We start from the raw sequence: 15686 nt of genomic DNA on the forward strand, positions 1-15686 counted from the left end.
CCCTCACCGGCAAGGGGGATAACTACCTGTCGGTCCCTGACGACTCTCAATACTCTCAATACTCTCAATCCTCGCCCGGATGATACTTCCGCACCGCGCGCGCCTCGACGTCCTCTCGGTAGAAGGCCACGTCTTTAAAGTTGCGATCAACATAGGGCTGGGCCTGATCATAAAAGTGCGGAGAGCTTGGGTCACCGCTTTGACCACCCGCGAGAATACTCTTTGCCCTCACTTTGTCGCCAAACTCCACCACCGCCACAAAGCTATTACCCGACACACCATATAGGCGCTTGGTGTTTCGGCGCACGGCCCGATAGGAAGCCAAGGCACCCCAATCGCCCGAAGCCAAGCCTACCGGCAGGCTCGGCTTATCGTCATCAAAGGCCAAATTCATATCACCGGACAAACGCTGAAAGCGGTTAATTTCGCCCCAGGGGGTATCCCATTGGCCAAAGTCTTTGTGCAGACGCTCCACCGCCGAGGCAAACACCGTCAATCGCTCCCCGTAAGAGGACTCAGCGCCAAAGTAGTTAATCAATGCCATTTTGCGAAGTCCGAGAGGATTCTGACCGTCTTCTCGAAACTGCATCCCATAAAAGTACGCCAGGGACATGGGTACAGAATCCTTACTCACCCGTAAATCCCAGTCGCGCAAGCTATCGATCGCAGGCGCTAAGTTGGGGTACTCATTACCCTGCGCGTCAAAGGCCTCGATAAGACCCGGGATCAGTGCTTCGAATCCTGGCAGGTAGTTGTCGTAGGCAAGATCCAATAAACCATCCAGGGTGATATCTGACGCCGATTTCAGCACGCGCTGAGCGTGAATACCGCGAAAGTTCTCTACATCGGGGGCCATGTAAATCGGATAGTCCTGCGGATTAGGGCTGTACTCCCCCGCCGCCGTAAACGGCGTAGAGTTGCAGTTCTGCAGCCAACCGTTGGGTGGATTAGTCAGCGTCACGATTTCGTCGATGCTATGAAGGCCCAGCCAATCGGTCGCAGGGTTACTCCCGTCTACCGGCTTTGAGAAATCAAACTGAGGATCGCGCTTGGGAATAAAATTACCATGGTAATAGGCAATGTTCCCCGAAGAGTCTGCGTAAACCGTATTGTTAGAGGAGTTAGTGCGCATATCCATCATGGCATTAAAGCCTTCTATCCCGTCTTTTTTACTGCGTACGTAGGATTGCTCCAGCGCAGTAACCGGATCCCAATTGATGCGGGTAGCGACCCATTTTCCATCCAACATATGGGTTATGGGGCCGTGATGAGTCCGATAAGTTGGAAAGCTGCGCTCGGCGATCGATTCACCGTCCTTGTAACGCAGCGTCACCTCAGAGACCTCCACAAGACGCAGTTCATCGCCGTAGCGGTACATCAATCGGCCATCCGAATTCTCAACGATCTCTTCAACAAACTCGTCCATAAAATCGACGCCGGTAGATGTATGCATCCAACCGGTATGCTCGTTGAATCCTTGGTACACAAAAAACTGACCCCAAGTAACGGCGCCGTAAGCATTTAAACCCTCCTCGCTGACAACGTGTACTTCGCCGCGAAAATACAAGGAGGTATGCGGGTTGATAAGCAGCATAGTGTTGCCGGACCGGGTGCGTTCGCCTGCGATAGCAAAACCATTGGAGCCAAGATGTTGTTCATAACCGAGCTTTGGAGCCCGCGCCTCTTCCATGGCTGCCAACTCCACCGAGCGTCCTTCGCCGTAAAATGCCCGAATGCCGTCCAGAGGTATTTGTTCTATGTCACCGCCAATCGATCCCTCGAAGAAGAACATGGGCATCCAGGGCTCGAAGCGCGTGAGCACCTTGGGTGTCACCTCTGGATGGGTGGCAAGGTAGTAGTTAAGTCCATCAGCAAAGGCGTCGCATAGTGCCTGCAACCAAGCCGGCGCTGCGGCATACGCCGCCTTTGCTTCGTCGGTGGACATGTAAAGCCGCGCGCGCAGGTCACTGAACAGTGCCGCCTCACCCTCTGCCTCGGCCAGACGTCCTATGGCCCAATAGTAGTTGCGCTCAACGCGAGGAAAATCGTCTTCAGCCTGGGCATACAGGAGACCAAACACCGCGTCGGCATCCGTCTTCGCGTAAATATGCGGCACACCAAAATCATCTCGAATGATTGTTATCGCCTGGGCGCGCGCCGCTAGCCGGTCGAGCTCCGGGGCAGTCTCGGGGATGTCCTTATCCGCGCAGGCCCCAAGACAATTGAGGACGCAAATCACCAATAGCCATCGAAATGCCAGGTATACATTCATAGAACTACTTCCTACTCGTTTTACTACGGTCTTGGGTGAGCGCTCTCACCACTTTGTTTTTCAGCTGAGCCCGACAGACTTTGTAGCACCCTGTCGCTGCCCTTAAGCCGATTAAAGAGCGCCCGGGTAAACGATCATCAGAATACTCAGTTCCCGCGTGGATTGGCAGTGTGAGGTGATCGCAGGGGTAGATGTATTGACGATTGCATAAGCGACTTGGATAAATCAGCATAGCGCCTTCGAAAATAAAACCTTATCCGCAGAAATCGACGAGGAAGGCAGCCATGAAAACGCGCATAACCGAACTACTGGGTATTGAGCACCCGATCATTCAAGGCGGCATGCACTACGTGGGCTTTGCGGAGCTCGCTGCGGCGGTGTCCAATGCCGGCGGCCTTGGGATCATCACCGGGCTGACCCAGAAAACACCAGAAGATCTCGCCAACGAGATCGCACGTTGTAAAGACATGACCGACAAGCCCTTTGGCGTCAACGTGACCTTCCTCCCCGTGGTCAATGCTCCGGATTACCCGGGCATCATCAAAGTGATTATCGATGGTGGCGTAAAGGTCGTAGAGACCGCGGGCAATAATCCTGTTGCCTACCTCCCTGCGCTCAAGGAAGCCGGCATCAAGGTGATTCATAAATGCACCGCGGTCCGTCATGCGCTCAAGGCGCAGAAAATTGGTTGCGATGCGGTCTCCGTTGATGGATTTGAGTGTGGCGGCCACCCCGGCGAAGACGACATTCCTAACATGATCCTCTTGCCTCGCGCTGCGGACGAACTAGAGATCCCCTTTGTCTCCTCCGGGGGTATGGCCGACGCTCGCTCCCTGGTAGCGTCGCTGGCGATGGGCGCCGAAGGCATGAATATGGGTACGCGCTTTTTGGCGACCAAAGAAGCACCGGTGCACGAGAACGTCAAACAGGCCATTCTTGAAGCCACAGAGCTGGACACGCGACTGGTGATGCGGCCGCTGCGTAACACCGAGCGTGTGCTTAACAATCCTGCGGTTGAGCGCATCTTGGCCACTGAAAAGGCCCGAGGTAAAGAACTGGAGTTTGGCGACATCGCCGCCGAAGTTGCCGGCGTGTACCCCCGAGTCATGATGGACGGAGAAGTCGACTGCGGCGCCTGGTCCTGCGGCATGGTTGCCGGACTGATCAACGACATCCCCACCTGCGAGGAGTTGATTAGCCGAATCATGGCAGATGCCGAGCAGATGATTCGTCAGCGTCTGAGCGGCATGCTCTAAGCACTTACTCAAGTTATAGCTTCAAACCCAGCGTTCATCAGAGGATGGATAGCAGCTTCGACACAATGATGTTTGCCCGCATAGCGGGCATTTTGTTTCCTATTGTGGCCATCGTCATTGCGGGCTTTTGGTACGGGCGCAAACACAACCCCGAGATGTCCGTCGCCAACCGGCTAAACATGGATGTCTTTGTGCCAGCGCTCATCTTAGGTGCCATGATGAGCAAGGGCTTCGACCCCACCCGCTACGCGGGGCTTGCAACCGGTGCCGCACTCATTGTGCTTAGCAGTGGGCTTCTGGCACGGCCGGTGGCGCGCATGCTTGGCATCGAGTGGCGGACCTTTGTACCGCCCATGATGTTCAATAACTCAGCAAACATTGGCATTCCGCTAGCGGTATTGGCCTGGGGCACTGATGCTTTGGCCGCCGCGGTGATTCTCTACAGCGTGTCCAACGTCCTGCACTTCTCCGTAGGTCTGCACATGCTGGATCGGGACGCGCAGCTAAAAAAACTCTGGCGTAATCCCACGCTCCTGGCGGTATTCGCAGGTCTTGGTATTTCTCTACTGCAGATACCGGTGTGGCCCCCCTTGGTGGAGGCCTTACAGTTGATGGGCAATGTGGCCGTTCCCCTTTTGCTCTTTGCACTCGGCGTGCGTATGCGCGAGGTGCGCTTTGACGCACTGACCGCGCCACTGCTTGGGGCGTTCTTAAAGCCCGCTCTAGGTATGCTATTGGGCTGGGGCTTTGCCACAGTACTGGGACTCAACGAACAAGACACGGCGATGCTCATTATTTTTGGCGCCCTTCCCCCGGCCGTCATGAACTTTCTATTCGCCGAACGCTACAAGCAAGATCCCCAGCGCGTCGCGGCCATTGTCCTGATTGGTAATCTGGCATCGCTCATTATTCTGCCGCTAGCTTTAGCTTTAGTCCTGTAAAACCAACAACTAAGACCCGGGATTTTTCAATGCTCCAATGATCTAGATACTTGACCTGACTCATCAAGTGCTAGAGGGTGCGTACTCATAGTCGGTCGCAGGAAAACGCCCATGCCAACTGTTCTGATAACCGGAGTTAACCGCGGTCTCGGCTTAGAGTTCATCACGCAGTATGCCGCCGCCGGCTGGTCTGTAATCGGCACTTGCCGCGACCCCAGCAGCGCCAGCGAAGCACAAGCCGTCGTCGCATCAGCAGGAAATGTCACGCTGTACCAACTAGACGTAAGCGAACCCGAGGCGGTGAAAGCCCTGGCCGAAACCCTGAAGGGTACAAGCATTGATGTGCTCATCCTGAATGCTGGCTTGATGGCGGAGCGAACCGGACTGGGAACGTTTAATGCCGAGGACTTTCTCCAGGTGCTGAATGTTAATGTCGTTGCCCCCGCCATTTTTATTCAGGCCTTCGCCGACCATGTCGCGGCCAGCGAGCGTAAGATTATCGTGGGCATGGGTAGCACGCTGGGCAGCATTGCCGGGAACACCAGCGGCGGCATGTACAGTTACCGAAGTTCCAAAGCTGGACTGCATGCAATCATGCGCACCGCCAGCGTTGACCTGAGAGACAAGGGCGTCACAGCCATTGCCATGCACCCTGGCTGGGTCGTGACCGACATGGGCGGCGATGGCGCCGACATTCGAACCAGCGAGTCCATCTCTGGCATGATGTCCGTGATTGATGGACTGAGCATTAGTGATAGCGGAAGACTACTCACTTACGCCGGCGAGGAATTGCCCTGGTAGGATTTTTTTGTCACGTTAGCGCGATAGATAGCCAACAATAACTAAATGGAGAACAAATATGACCCCCTTGCTGACTCTTGTTGTTTATATGACCCTGCTGACGTTTCTCGCGATCATGCTCGGTGCTTTTCTTAGAAATCGCGAGTGGACCCCCGAAGGATTTAAAGCGGGTCTTAGCAATCGTGATGACGTGCCCGACGCGACACCCCTGGGCGGTCGCGCAGAACGAGCAGCTAACAACTCCATCGAAGCGTTGATTATGTTCGTTCCTTTAGCACTGGTGGCACAGATAGCAGCCAGCGCCGAAGCTGCGATGCTGGGCGCAACTGTTTTCATCTGGGCGCGGGTCGCTTACTTGCCTATTTACCTCATCGGCATTCCCTACCTACGTAGCCTCGTATGGGCTGTGGGCGTAGTAGGTCTGGCTATGATAGTAATGACTCTACTGTAAGGCGTTTACGATTAGCGTGGAGTCATGTGAAGCCCGCCGGGATGCAGACTTCTCGCGAGCGGTACTCGAGGAGCTTTATCGTTATCCGCTGAAGCGGCGAGAAATTGCCTGGATGCTCTGGGCATTGACCGGTCTCTTTGGTGGTCATCGCTTTTACCTTGACAGGCCGGCAACAGCTTTGGCAATGGCCTTCACGGTTGGCGGCGGCCTTGTTTGGTGGATCGCAGATTTCTTCTACATTTCTGAAATGCTGCGATCCTTCAATGCCGACCAAAGTGGACGCAAAGAAACAGGACAGCCGCCTCGAGCGCTGTCGTTCATGCCACCCAGTCGAGGCATGGCCCTTCCCCCTCGCCCGGACTGGATAGAGAAACGCAGCGGGCGAGGACGGCTTTCTGGTGATGTATTGGTACTCGTGCTCGCTGGAGTAAGCGTCGGAGCCATCTCATCGGGCACCGGCAACTTTGAGCCAGTCATCGCCATTGTTGCTCTTAGCGCGATCACCCTACTGGGAGCTCGCTGGGACGCTCTAGCGACTATCCCCATCCTTCGGAATTTCGATCGCTGGAGCCATCGACTGCGGCTCTACTACTACGTAAACGACCCCGGCGGCCCCCTAACGCTTTTCTTTCGGCCTATTTTAGGACTAATCACCGCGCCCTTTCGCAAACGCGCGAGGGCCGAAGCATGGCTATATCTGCAAATAGGCTTGTGGTTCACCATCATCTTTACGGGAATGGATCTGCTTCAGGCGATCACCATTGATGCGCAAGGCCTGAGCGTCCACCCGATGGATTTCATCGCCGATGTGGCAATCACCTTGGTTTCTATCTACGCATTCGCTGCACCCATCGGCGCTATTCTCACGACCTACGTACTCCTGAAACAGCGCGACCTAATTGTCTGGGTTTTGACTTGCATCACGCTATCCGCCATTTACTTTGGTGCGGGGCTCTAACATCGTAAAACCCGCAGCAATGTCGGCGCTCTCTATCTTACTGGTAGAAGACCATCTTCCTATCGCCGGTCAGGTGACTGACTTTCTACAGGGGCATGGCTGGCAGGTAGACCACGCTCGCACCGGCCAGCAGGCGCTTACCCTCGCCGCGACGAATCCTTATCACCTGGTACTGCTGGACCTAAACCTTCCGGATATGGATGGCGTCGAGGTCTGCGAGCACATAAAGCAGTCTGCCGAGATCAACATGCCCATCCTCATGCTGACGGCTCGCGACAGTTTCGAGGATAAGGCCATGGGTTTTGGACACGGCGCCGACGACTACCTGACTAAGCCCTTTGATTTACGAGAGCTTGTTCTACGCTGCCAGGCCTTGGCCAAGCGGAATGACTTGCACCATAACAAGCTACTGGAACTCGGCGATTTACGTATTGATACCACGCAAAAAGCTGCCTGGCGAGAAGAGCAGATACTTACGCTCACCAGCATTGGCTTTAAGATTTTGGTACTGCTGGCCCAGGCCTATCCGAACCCCCTGTCCCGCTCTGCCCTCCTCCACCAGATTTGGGGAGATGCGCTTCCTGATAGTGATGCACTGAAGTCGCATATTTACAGCCTGCGCAACGAACTTGATAAACCCTTTGCGTCACCCATGCTCAAAACTATTACTAACGTGGGCTATAAGCTGGATGTTTAAAGTGGTTAGGAAAAAAAGCATCGAACGCCAAGTGACTCGATCCTTTCTGGGCCTGACGCTGGCACTCAGCATAGTTTATTTGGGCATTGTTCTGCTTATCGCCTATATCACCGAAGACGAAATTATCGACAGCTTACTCAGTGCGGAAATCCACCATCTGCAAGCAAGCTATGCCGAATCAGAGCAGTGGCCGACTCCCAGACTGGATTACATGGCGCTCTATCGCAGCGCGGAGGAAACGCCGCCACCGGTGCGCCAACAATTATTGAAAAAACCTCAGAGCCAGGAAATCTTCACACCAGACGATAGCCATTATCACGTCCGCTATCTCTTTCTAAGCGACGAGCGCGAGGCGCTGTTGGTCGCCGAGGTATCGCCGTTATTGGCTGTGACTAACTTCTCCAGTGGATTGTTCCAACTATTGGGAGGGCTCACGCTAGCGACTCTCGCGTTTTCATTGTGGCTGGCTTACCGTATTGCCCGAAAAACTACGCGCCCCATCATGCAGCTCAGCGATGAAGTCAAAAAAAACCGTGAAGATCGAAGTGTCCTGACACTGAGCGCAGCAGGGCAGGATGACGAAATCGGTTATCTCGCCGACACGATTCAAAACAGTTTTCGGCAGTTAAGCGACGCACTTGATCGTGAAAGCCACTTCACGCGGGATGTGAGCCATGAGCTGCGCACGCCCCTTACCGTGATGAAAAACAGTCTACTTTTGCTGGAAAACCGGCAGCTTGCAGCGCAGGACATTGAGCAACTGAGCCACGCTGTAGAACATATGCAAAGTACCGTAATCATCCTACTGGCCCTGGCTCGGCAGGAGTCGGTACCGATGCAGCAGCTCAAGCTACGTCCCATTGTAGAAGAGACAATACTGAGCTTGCACCACGTACTCGAAAAGATGAATTTCTCCATCGAGGTGGCGATAGCGGACGACTACGAACTGCTGGGCAACCCGCACCTGGTCTCTCTCCTGGTAGGCAATCTCATCGAAAATGCGCTGCGCTATGCGAATCAACCCCGCATGGAGATTGCTTTGCGCGATGGCAAGCTGATGTTCAGCAACCCCGTAAACACCCCGCTTATCAGTAAGCCTTTGGAAGCCAACAGCAGGCAGTCCGACAGTCCCGGCTTAGGTCAGGGGCTGTTTCTTGTTGAACGCATTGCCGCGCGATTGAACTGGCAGACGACCACCCGATCGGATTCTCATATGTTTCATCTAGTACTGGAAATTTCACCTTGATTTGACCTGCGGTCCCCTAGCCTTCACCTATTGCATCGATGAGGCAGGACAAAATGATCAAGAAAATCCTATTGGGCATCGCGCTGAGCATCGCGTGCATCGCAGGCCTTGGCTTTTGGGTCGTCAGTTTAATGCTGCCGGACGACTCGGTTGACCTCAGGACCACTACAGCTGCCGATCTCGCGTATTTTGATAGGCGTGTCGCTGAGCACAGAGGCAAGATTCTGGCGGTAGTTACGAGCACCGCAGTGATGGGCGACTCGGGAAAACGTACGGGCTATGAACTAACCGAACTCTCACGGGCCTACTACGTATTCACCGCAAATGGCTTCACGGTAGATATTGCCAGCCCCCTGGGCGGTGAGGCCCCGGTAGTGATCGACGACGAGGACATGGGGGCGTTTGACTATGCTTTTCTCAATGACCCCGTTGCCATAGAAAAGGTCAGCGACACCAAGCCGGTTGATGGCGTGAATCCCGATGAATACGCCGGCGTCTACTTTGTCGGTGGCAAGGGAGCTATGTGGGACTTCCCCGAGAATACCGCGATCCAGAATATTGTGCGTCAGCTTCACAGAGACAAAAAGGTCGTGGCGGCGGTCTGCCATGGCCCCGCTGCATTAGTGAACGTGAAATTGGACAATGGTAAGTATCTACTGGAAGGCAAGCGGGTGAGCGGCTTTACTAACGACGAAGAACTGTTTTTGATATCAGATGCTCGGACGATATTCCCATTCTTGCTGGAAGACGGACTGCGCAATCGCGGAGCCAAGGTCGAACCAGGGCCGTCCTATCTAGAGCAGATCAGCCACGATGGTGATCTACTCACCGGACAAAACCCTTGGTCGGTATGGGCCCTGGCAGAGGCTACGATTGAGCAGCTCGGCTACGAACCCATCCCGCGGAAAAAAACCGGAGACGAGTACAGCACTCAGATTCTTGGCACCTTTGAGCAGCAAGGCTACCGCAAGGCGCGAGCGCAGCTGGAGTTCTTCATGGGGAACGCTGACACTCCGGTCAATCACAGCCTTATCGCCATGCATGCCGTCGTCGCAGGCATGAAGATGGATGTGATCAAGACTCTCCAGCTGCTCTTACTAGCCTCCGGCGCGAGGTAGGCCGGTATAACGTCAAAATGTCAAAATGTCATGATGCAGGCGGCATCGTCGACAAGCCCTGACGAATAGCCTTACCCACGGCGCCCGCATCAACACTATTGGAATCCTCGACCACCATGCTGATCTGAACCCGCCACAGAACATCAGTTGTTTTGGGGTCGACAAACACCAGCATAAACACTCCGGTCTCCACCGCGCCTCCAAGAGCATAGGCGTTATCCACCGAAGCTCCATCTATCTGCCGATTCACGGAGCTGGGGTAAAGCACGGTGTTAGACGAGACGTGGGCCATCTGCCCGTCGTTGTAGCCAGTGGACGCCATGTACTCAACAAGAAATTCGGCATCGGCTTTATCCACACGACGATAACCGAGCTCGGTCATTCTCGCTTCAAAGCCGGTACGTATAGCAGCACTCGATTGAGGCAAACGATCTCGACCTCGGTCAGTCTGCGAGGGGGGCTCGCTTCGCCATGCATAGCTGCTGTACCCCGTCGCCACGAACGCCTGTGTATCCTCAGGAAGCACCTCGACACCGCTACAGGCACCTAGGAGAATTGACGCTATCAGCAACAATAGTGAGCGGGGATAGAAGTATCTGTGCCTGGAGCCAACAGAGCCAACAGAGCCAACAGAGCCAACAGAGCCAAGCGCGATGGTCATACATATTCTCAACAACAAAAAAACGTGGGGCACAGTAACAATCGCTTCTGGCAATAGCGATTGATCTAGAATCCTGACTTGGCCGTAGACTTGCGCGGCGCATCGGGTATTGTTTGCGACACCAATACAAGAGAAGCCACTCCATGAACACCTCTTCCGACTATTCAATTGGCGAGCCTGGACACCCCTGGGGGCCTGATGATAAGTCTGCATGGCTTTCTCTGCAATCGGCCAAACGCTCGTACCAAGTACTCGTAGAGTCGCGGATCAGCTCGCTCCATGATCGGTTTCACGTGGAGTGCTATGCAGAACTGCATTACCCATCCGGGCATTACAAGCTCTATGCCGTGAGTTCCCAGGACTGGAACCCCGAGCTGCCAAGCGTTCTAATCACCGGCGGCGTACATGGCTACGAAACCAGTGGCGTCATGGGCGCTTTGCATTTTCTTGAACAAGAATATGAGTCCTATGCCGAGACCTTCAATTTTCTGGCATTGCCCTGCGTGAGCCCCTGGGCCTTCGAGACCATAAACCGATGGAATCCGCTGACTATCGACCCCAACAGGTCTTTCGTCGCAGACAGCCCTGCACAAGAGGCTTTGGCGGTTGTGCAGTATCTCGAGCGTCGAGGTCTATCGTTTCTCGCACACTTTGATCTGCACGAAACCACCGATACCGACAACAGCGAGTTCAGACCGGCCTTAGCGGCCCGTGATGCAAAAGCTCAGGATCACTGGGAAATACCCGATGGTTTTTACACGGTGGCAGACACATCGCGCCCTTGCCGGGAGTTTCAGGAAGCGATCATCACTTCGGTTGCAAAGGTCACTCACATAGCGCCCTCTATCGATGGAAGGATCATCGGCGAGACACTGCAGCAACCTGGCGTCATCTGTTACGACGGCATAGGCCTTGGGCTGTGTATGGGCGTCAGCAATGCGCCCTACGTCACGACGACCGAGGTTTATCCGGATAGCCCTCTGGTAACAGAACAAGACTGCATCGCCGCACAAGTGTCGGCTATAACAGGTGGACTGGATTATCTTCTAAGTAAATAGAGGCATTGTGTGAACCTCGCTACGATGGCGTTTCAAGCGCTGTGAGATTGCCGTAACGCGGAGTAGCTAGGTTGATCAACTGCCAGTTGCCCCGCTACGGTTTGACGCAAATGCTCTGCCAAAGCGGGGCTATCCAAGGGCATACCTGCTCTTAGGGCATTAACCAGTTCCCAGCGCAATTCATCCAACTCGGCGTCTTTCTTGAGCAGTTCTTGCAGGCGACGCTGCTCCTGCCTTGCTAGCTGGCCACCGTATTGAAATTCCCGCTGTGCTATGCCCAGGGAATTGGCCGCCACCTTGGCGAGAAATCCGCTGTGACTGTCCAACTGAGCTGCGACATCAGCGGTCAGGAAATCCGCCACGCCACGTAACAATTCTGCGGGCATGGGCAATTGAGTGCCTTCGTCGAGGGCCCTGCCCGACTCAGGCAATTCAAACTCTCCGGGGATAAGCAAATTCACGCAATCCATTTGCCCTTCGGAAGATCGCCTGCCAATAACTGGCCGCTCTAGGCTTGGCGTTTCGCCAGTACGCCAGGCATTGGCCATTTGTAGCGTCGCCATAGCCCACCAGAACGAACCAAACACCTGCCAGTACTTGAGCTCCTCCGGTGGCACCTCCACCCCGCTAGTTTCAGCGTAGCCTTGCAGCAAGTCTTCGATAGTACCGAAGCCGCCTACCGGCAAAGTGTCTTTACCAAAACGCCAGGAGTTAACGCATAGCCAGCCAAGATCCCGCAGCGGATCACCAAGCTGAGCTAGCTCCCAATCCAAAACTGCGGCAATACCCTGCGGCGTAACCATGAGATTACCGTTGCGAAAATCACCGTGGACCAGGGTCATTCTCGATCCCTGAGGTGCGTTGTCGATCAGCCACCGATAGCTATAGTCAATCATCGGTACCGGCACCTTGAGATCTCGATAGGTTTCCCAGGTCTCAGTGACCAGGGTCTTGGGGCTTAGCTGTGGCAACTCCTCAGCCAAACCCGCTGCCTGCCAGTCCAGGGCATGAATCCGTCCGAGGATCTGCCCGCACTCTCGTGCAAGATGTGGACGAACACCAGCGAGCTCTTCGACGCGCACGATACGCTGACCCAGAGTCTCTCCGGCCACCCAGTCCATAACAAAACCGCTGCCCAAGCCATCTGCGGGCTGTAGTAGGTAATGAATATCTGGCCCGGGAATACCCGCGCTCTTAGCGAGCTGAAAAAGACGTGCCTCCGTCGCCAGACTGATCGTCCCGACACTCGATTCAGCATCCAGGGAAGGCTGTGATCGGCGTAGAGCGAACTGTCTTGTCCCCGAGGCGGCTTCCACGACTATTCGGTAAGTCTCCTGACTGGCACCCGCGGTGAGCTGCTCGCAAGACATGAGACTTTGGAAGTCAGCCAGCTCCCGAGCCAGCACCTTGGCAAGCGCAGTATTGAAAGTCTCCGACATGCTTAGTCCTCAACGCCTTTGGGTTTTCTTTGATTCATAAAGCCAAAGAGATAACCCGCAGCTCGTCGTATTTGAATCTCGTCCGCGCCCTCGGTAATTCGGTATCGACGATGATGCCGATAGATGTGCTCAAAGGGTTTATAGCGAGAATAGCCCATGCCACCGTGAACCTGCATAGCAAAATCTGCAGCCTCACAGCACAGCCTATTCGCCTGATAATTGCACATCGAGACCTTGTCCGACACAGAGAATGCCCCGTCGCGATCCATAAGCCAGGCCGTTTTATGAATCAGAGCCCGAAGCATTTCACAGCGCGCGTTAAGCTCCACCAGCGGAAACTGTATCGCCTGATTGGACGCCAAGGCCTTGCCAAAAGGCTTCCTACACTTTGCGTGCTCCACCGCTTCGGTAACGCAGTATTGAGCTGCACCTAAGCTTGAAGCTGCCTGACGCATTCGGTTCTCATTAAAGAAGTGCTGAATCACCATCAACCCTTTGCCTTCGCCACCAAAGACCGTGTCCTTGGATACACGCACATCGGTAAATGAAACTCGAGCATGATCCGAGGGCATATTAAAGGTCCAAAGATATTCTTCGATCTTTACACCCGGAGCTTTCATGGGAACGAGAAACGCGGTGATGCCCTGGGCATCACCCGGCTTGCCAAATGTGCGGGCCATGACCATGTCCGCATCAGCGGTATGTACCCCGGTGTTCCATGTCTTCTCGCCGTTGATCAGCCAGTCATCGCCATCCCGCACGGCGCTGGTTTCCATGTAGGTGGCATCAGAGCCGTGCTCCGGCTCGGTGATGCCAAAGGCGAAACCCTGACGGGCCGTTGCCATACCGTCCAGCCATTGCGCTTTCTGCCCGTGGGTTCCGTACTTCAGCATCAGCAGCAAACCAATGTTATTACCCACGATGGAGTGCTCATTCTGCAGGTCGTTGTGTAGGCCCAGTCCCTTCGCCGCCAAATGCTCCCGGATAATCGCCATACCCAAATTGCCGCCATCACGACCGCCAAATTCCGCAGGAAAAGGGTAGTTGAAAATACCGGCTTCGATGGACAGATCTTTGGCGCTTCGCAGTAAGGCCTCCCACTCCTCATTGGGTAAGCCTCCGCGCTCCCAATCCGTTCTGGCATCCTCACGGCGGTAATCAAAGAAACGGATATTGTCGTCCATATTCTCCAAGGGCTTGATCTTATCTTCTATAAACTGATCTACCTCGACGAGGAACGCACTAAGGTCTGTGGGTATTTCGAAATCCATTGATTGTCCTTGCTATCTACTACATTGCATTTTCTGCGATCAAAAATTAGCCTCGATGCCAAGGCTACAACACCTATGGTAGCTTTAGTCAGCGTTTTAACCTAAGTCGACGACACTCGACTTATTACATGCTCACAACCGCATCCCGTTGAATGGAGCTCCGAATGTCTGAGACCACCGTCATTGTTCACGTTCGCGCCAAGCCTAGGAAGATCGTGACGGATACGTTGCGCAGCTACGGCGTTGCTCATCGGGAGCTGATTCCCGATATGATTCATAGCACTGCACAGTACGAAAATAATCGGGTTTAGCAGTCACAGAGCCTGCCCCGCTTTATGCGGTATGAGGAGATTCAAATCAACTAAGCAGGCTCAGCGATTTGTATCAGCTCATGCAGCGGTCAGTAATCTGTTCAATCTGCGCAGGCATCTGGTTAGGGCTCAGTATTATCGGGATCTCAGAGTAAGTGCGTTTGAAGAGTGGAGCGGGGCGATTGCTTGATTGCAGGGGCCAGATTTCTGCGATCCCAAGAGATTAATTTGCCGAGACCTATTTTTGTTCTATTGCAAGGGTGCAGATCGCAATGCCGATAATGAGGGGGAACCGGTTAAAAACATGGCCCAGCGCAATTGCTCCGCAAGGAGTTCAATTTTATTGACCACCGATTCTGTGGACTCAAGTGCCGGCTGTAAAAAAGGTTGTGCCAGCGCCGCCATCTGAGCACCCAAACGTATGGAGCATGCAATGTCGAGGCCATGGCGAACACCGCCAGAGGCAATTAATTGTGTCTCACTGCACTGCTGACGAACCATAGGCACTAGGTCCACCGTATCCATCCCCCAATCCATGAAGGGCTCGGCCACCTGCTGTACTTTGGTAGCGTTATTGCGGGCGTTCTCAATGCTGGCCCAGCGGGTACCACCGCGCCCGGCAACATCAATCCATCGCACGCCCACATCCACCAAACGCTGAGCCGTAGAGGGAGATATTCCGGCACCCACCTCTTTGATGATTACAGGCACCGGAAGAGATTTACAACAACGCTCAATACCATCAAGCACACCACGCCAATCTTGATCGCCGTTAGGTTGAACCAACTCTTGCAATGGGTTTAAGTGAATAATAAGTGCGTTAGCCTCGATACTTTCAACTGCTCTGTAGGCAAGATCTACTCCCAACTGCGCAAGTTGTGTACCACCAATATTACCCAACAATATTGCCTTTGGCGCCCAACGGCGGACCTGTTGGGCTAGATTTTGTTCAAGTGCTGGCCGCTGCGACCCAAGCGCCATAGGTATAGAACATTGCTCCGCAGCTTCCGCTAAATGTCTATTGATCTTGTCGCCATGTGCGTAACCACCGGTCATGGCGCCAATTAAAAAGGGCGCACTTATTTGCTGACCCAAAAACTCTGTGCTGCTATCAACAGACGACAATGCAAGCTCAGGCAAAGCATTATGCTGAAAACTCATCCGGTCAAAGCCTGCACCTCGGGATGACTGGTGATCTAAAGATAG

General features: G+C 54.2%; 15 protein-coding genes. 10 read left to right on the plus strand and 5 right to left on the minus strand.

Annotated features, from left to right (window positions below; genetic code table 11):
• Positions 1-64: 64 nt before the first annotated feature.
• Positions 65-2272, minus strand: a complete 2208-nt coding sequence (locus tag ACI9KD_RS05955) for an acylase (protein ID WP_414980240.1) — start codon at positions 2270-2272, stop codon at positions 65-67.
• 284 nt (positions 2273-2556) lie between these two features.
• Between ACI9KD_RS05955 and ACI9KD_RS05960 the strand changes: the two genes are divergently transcribed.
• From ACI9KD_RS05960 to ACI9KD_RS05995, 8 genes are all read left to right on the plus strand, one after another.
• Positions 2557-3528, plus strand: a complete 972-nt coding sequence (locus tag ACI9KD_RS05960; RefSeq protein ID WP_414980241.1) for an NAD(P)H-dependent flavin oxidoreductase — start codon at positions 2557-2559, stop codon at positions 3526-3528.
• A gap of 44 nt (positions 3529-3572) precedes the next feature.
• Entirely contained in the window at positions 3573-4469 is an 897-nt protein-coding gene (locus ACI9KD_RS05965; RefSeq protein WP_414980242.1) for an AEC family transporter, read from the plus strand.
• Between the two features lie 111 nt (positions 4470-4580).
• On the plus strand, positions 4581-5270 hold the full coding sequence (locus tag ACI9KD_RS05970) for an SDR family oxidoreductase (protein WP_414980243.1): 690 nt from the start codon (positions 4581-4583) through the stop codon (positions 5268-5270).
• A 58-nt stretch (positions 5271-5328) separates the two neighbouring features.
• Positions 5329-5721, plus strand: a complete 393-nt coding sequence (locus ACI9KD_RS05975; protein ID WP_414980244.1) for an MAPEG family protein — start codon at positions 5329-5331, stop codon at positions 5719-5721.
• A gap of 16 nt (positions 5722-5737) precedes the next feature.
• A complete protein-coding gene (locus ACI9KD_RS05980) occupies positions 5738-6679 on the plus strand; it encodes a TM2 domain-containing protein (protein ID WP_414980245.1) in 942 nt (313 codons plus the stop codon).
• Between the two features lie 19 nt (positions 6680-6698).
• The gene (locus tag ACI9KD_RS05985; RefSeq protein ID WP_414980246.1) at positions 6699-7376 is read left to right on the plus strand and encodes a response regulator transcription factor; all 678 of its coding nucleotides are present in this window, start codon (positions 6699-6701) and stop codon (positions 7374-7376) included.
• 31 nt (positions 7377-7407) lie between these two features.
• Positions 7408-8622, plus strand: coding sequence for a sensor histidine kinase (locus tag ACI9KD_RS05990; protein WP_414980247.1), 1215 nt, complete (start codon positions 7408-7410; stop codon positions 8620-8622).
• Between the two features lie 53 nt (positions 8623-8675).
• Positions 8676-9740: a type 1 glutamine amidotransferase domain-containing protein gene (locus tag ACI9KD_RS05995; protein WP_414980248.1), complete on the plus strand. Its 1065-nt coding sequence runs from the start codon at positions 8676-8678 to the stop codon at positions 9738-9740.
• 28 nt (positions 9741-9768) lie between these two features.
• Here ACI9KD_RS05995 and ACI9KD_RS06000 read toward each other — a convergent pair whose 3' ends face one another.
• Complete coding sequence (locus ACI9KD_RS06000) at positions 9769-10401, minus strand: DUF4136 domain-containing protein (protein WP_414980249.1); 633 nt, start codon at positions 10399-10401, stop codon at positions 9769-9771.
• A gap of 143 nt (positions 10402-10544) precedes the next feature.
• Between ACI9KD_RS06000 and ACI9KD_RS06005 the strand changes: the two genes are divergently transcribed.
• Positions 10545-11459 carry a M14 family metallocarboxypeptidase gene (locus ACI9KD_RS06005; protein WP_414980250.1) on the plus strand — a complete coding sequence of 305 codons (915 nt, stop codon included), beginning with the start codon at positions 10545-10547 and terminating at the stop codon, positions 11457-11459.
• Between the two features lie 32 nt (positions 11460-11491).
• On the opposite strand, the gene ACI9KD_RS06010 is transcribed toward ACI9KD_RS06005, so the two are convergent.
• Entirely contained in the window at positions 11492-12898 is a 1407-nt protein-coding gene (locus ACI9KD_RS06010) for a phosphotransferase family protein (protein WP_414980251.1), read from the minus strand.
• A gap of 2 nt (positions 12899-12900) precedes the next feature.
• A complete protein-coding gene (locus ACI9KD_RS06015; RefSeq protein ID WP_414980252.1) occupies positions 12901-14169 on the minus strand; it encodes an acyl-CoA dehydrogenase family protein in 1269 nt (422 codons plus the stop codon).
• A 164-nt stretch (positions 14170-14333) separates the two neighbouring features.
• Here ACI9KD_RS06015 and ACI9KD_RS06020 point away from each other — a divergent pair, with 164 nt between their 5' ends.
• Entirely contained in the window at positions 14334-14480 is a 147-nt protein-coding gene (locus ACI9KD_RS06020; RefSeq protein WP_414980253.1) for a hypothetical protein, read from the plus strand.
• Positions 14481-14729: 249 nt separating this feature from the next.
• Here ACI9KD_RS06020 and fni read toward each other — a convergent pair.
• Positions 14730-15686 (minus strand): type 2 isopentenyl-diphosphate Delta-isomerase (fni, locus tag ACI9KD_RS06025; protein WP_414980254.1); only part of this gene is annotated, 957 nt, incomplete at its 5' end.

Source organism: Congregibacter sp. (genome assembly GCF_047617445.1).
Taxonomy (GTDB): domain Bacteria; phylum Pseudomonadota; class Gammaproteobacteria; order Pseudomonadales; family Halieaceae; genus Congregibacter.

Excerpts from the sequence above, each read along its gene's own strand:
- ACI9KD_RS06000 (WP_414980249.1), bottom strand. The coding sequence starts at position 10,401 with ATGACCATCGCGCTTGGCTCTGTTGGCTCTGTTGGCTCTGTTGGCTCT.
- ACI9KD_RS05965 (WP_414980242.1), top strand. The coding sequence starts at position 3,573 with ATGGATAGCAGCTTCGACACAATGATGTTTGCCCGCATAGCGGGCATT.
- ACI9KD_RS06005 (WP_414980250.1), top strand. The coding sequence starts at position 10,545 with ATGAACACCTCTTCCGACTATTCAATTGGCGAGCCTGGACACCCCTGG.
- ACI9KD_RS05960 (WP_414980241.1), top strand. The coding sequence starts at position 2,557 with ATGAAAACGCGCATAACCGAACTACTGGGTATTGAGCACCCGATCATT.
- ACI9KD_RS06010 (WP_414980251.1), bottom strand. The coding sequence starts at position 12,898 with ATGTCGGAGACTTTCAATACTGCGCTTGCCAAGGTGCTGGCTCGGGAG.
- ACI9KD_RS05970 (WP_414980243.1), top strand. The coding sequence starts at position 4,581 with ATGCCAACTGTTCTGATAACCGGAGTTAACCGCGGTCTCGGCTTAGAG.
- ACI9KD_RS06020 (WP_414980253.1), top strand. The coding sequence starts at position 14,334 with ATGTCTGAGACCACCGTCATTGTTCACGTTCGCGCCAAGCCTAGGAAG.
- ACI9KD_RS05985 (WP_414980246.1), top strand. The coding sequence starts at position 6,699 with ATGTCGGCGCTCTCTATCTTACTGGTAGAAGACCATCTTCCTATCGCC.
- ACI9KD_RS06015 (WP_414980252.1), bottom strand. The coding sequence starts at position 14,169 with ATGGATTTCGAAATACCCACAGACCTTAGTGCGTTCCTCGTCGAGGTA.
- ACI9KD_RS05955 (WP_414980240.1), bottom strand. The coding sequence starts at position 2,272 with ATGAATGTATACCTGGCATTTCGATGGCTATTGGTGATTTGCGTCCTC.
- ACI9KD_RS05975 (WP_414980244.1), top strand. The coding sequence starts at position 5,329 with ATGACCCCCTTGCTGACTCTTGTTGTTTATATGACCCTGCTGACGTTT.
- ACI9KD_RS05995 (WP_414980248.1), top strand. The coding sequence starts at position 8,676 with ATGATCAAGAAAATCCTATTGGGCATCGCGCTGAGCATCGCGTGCATC.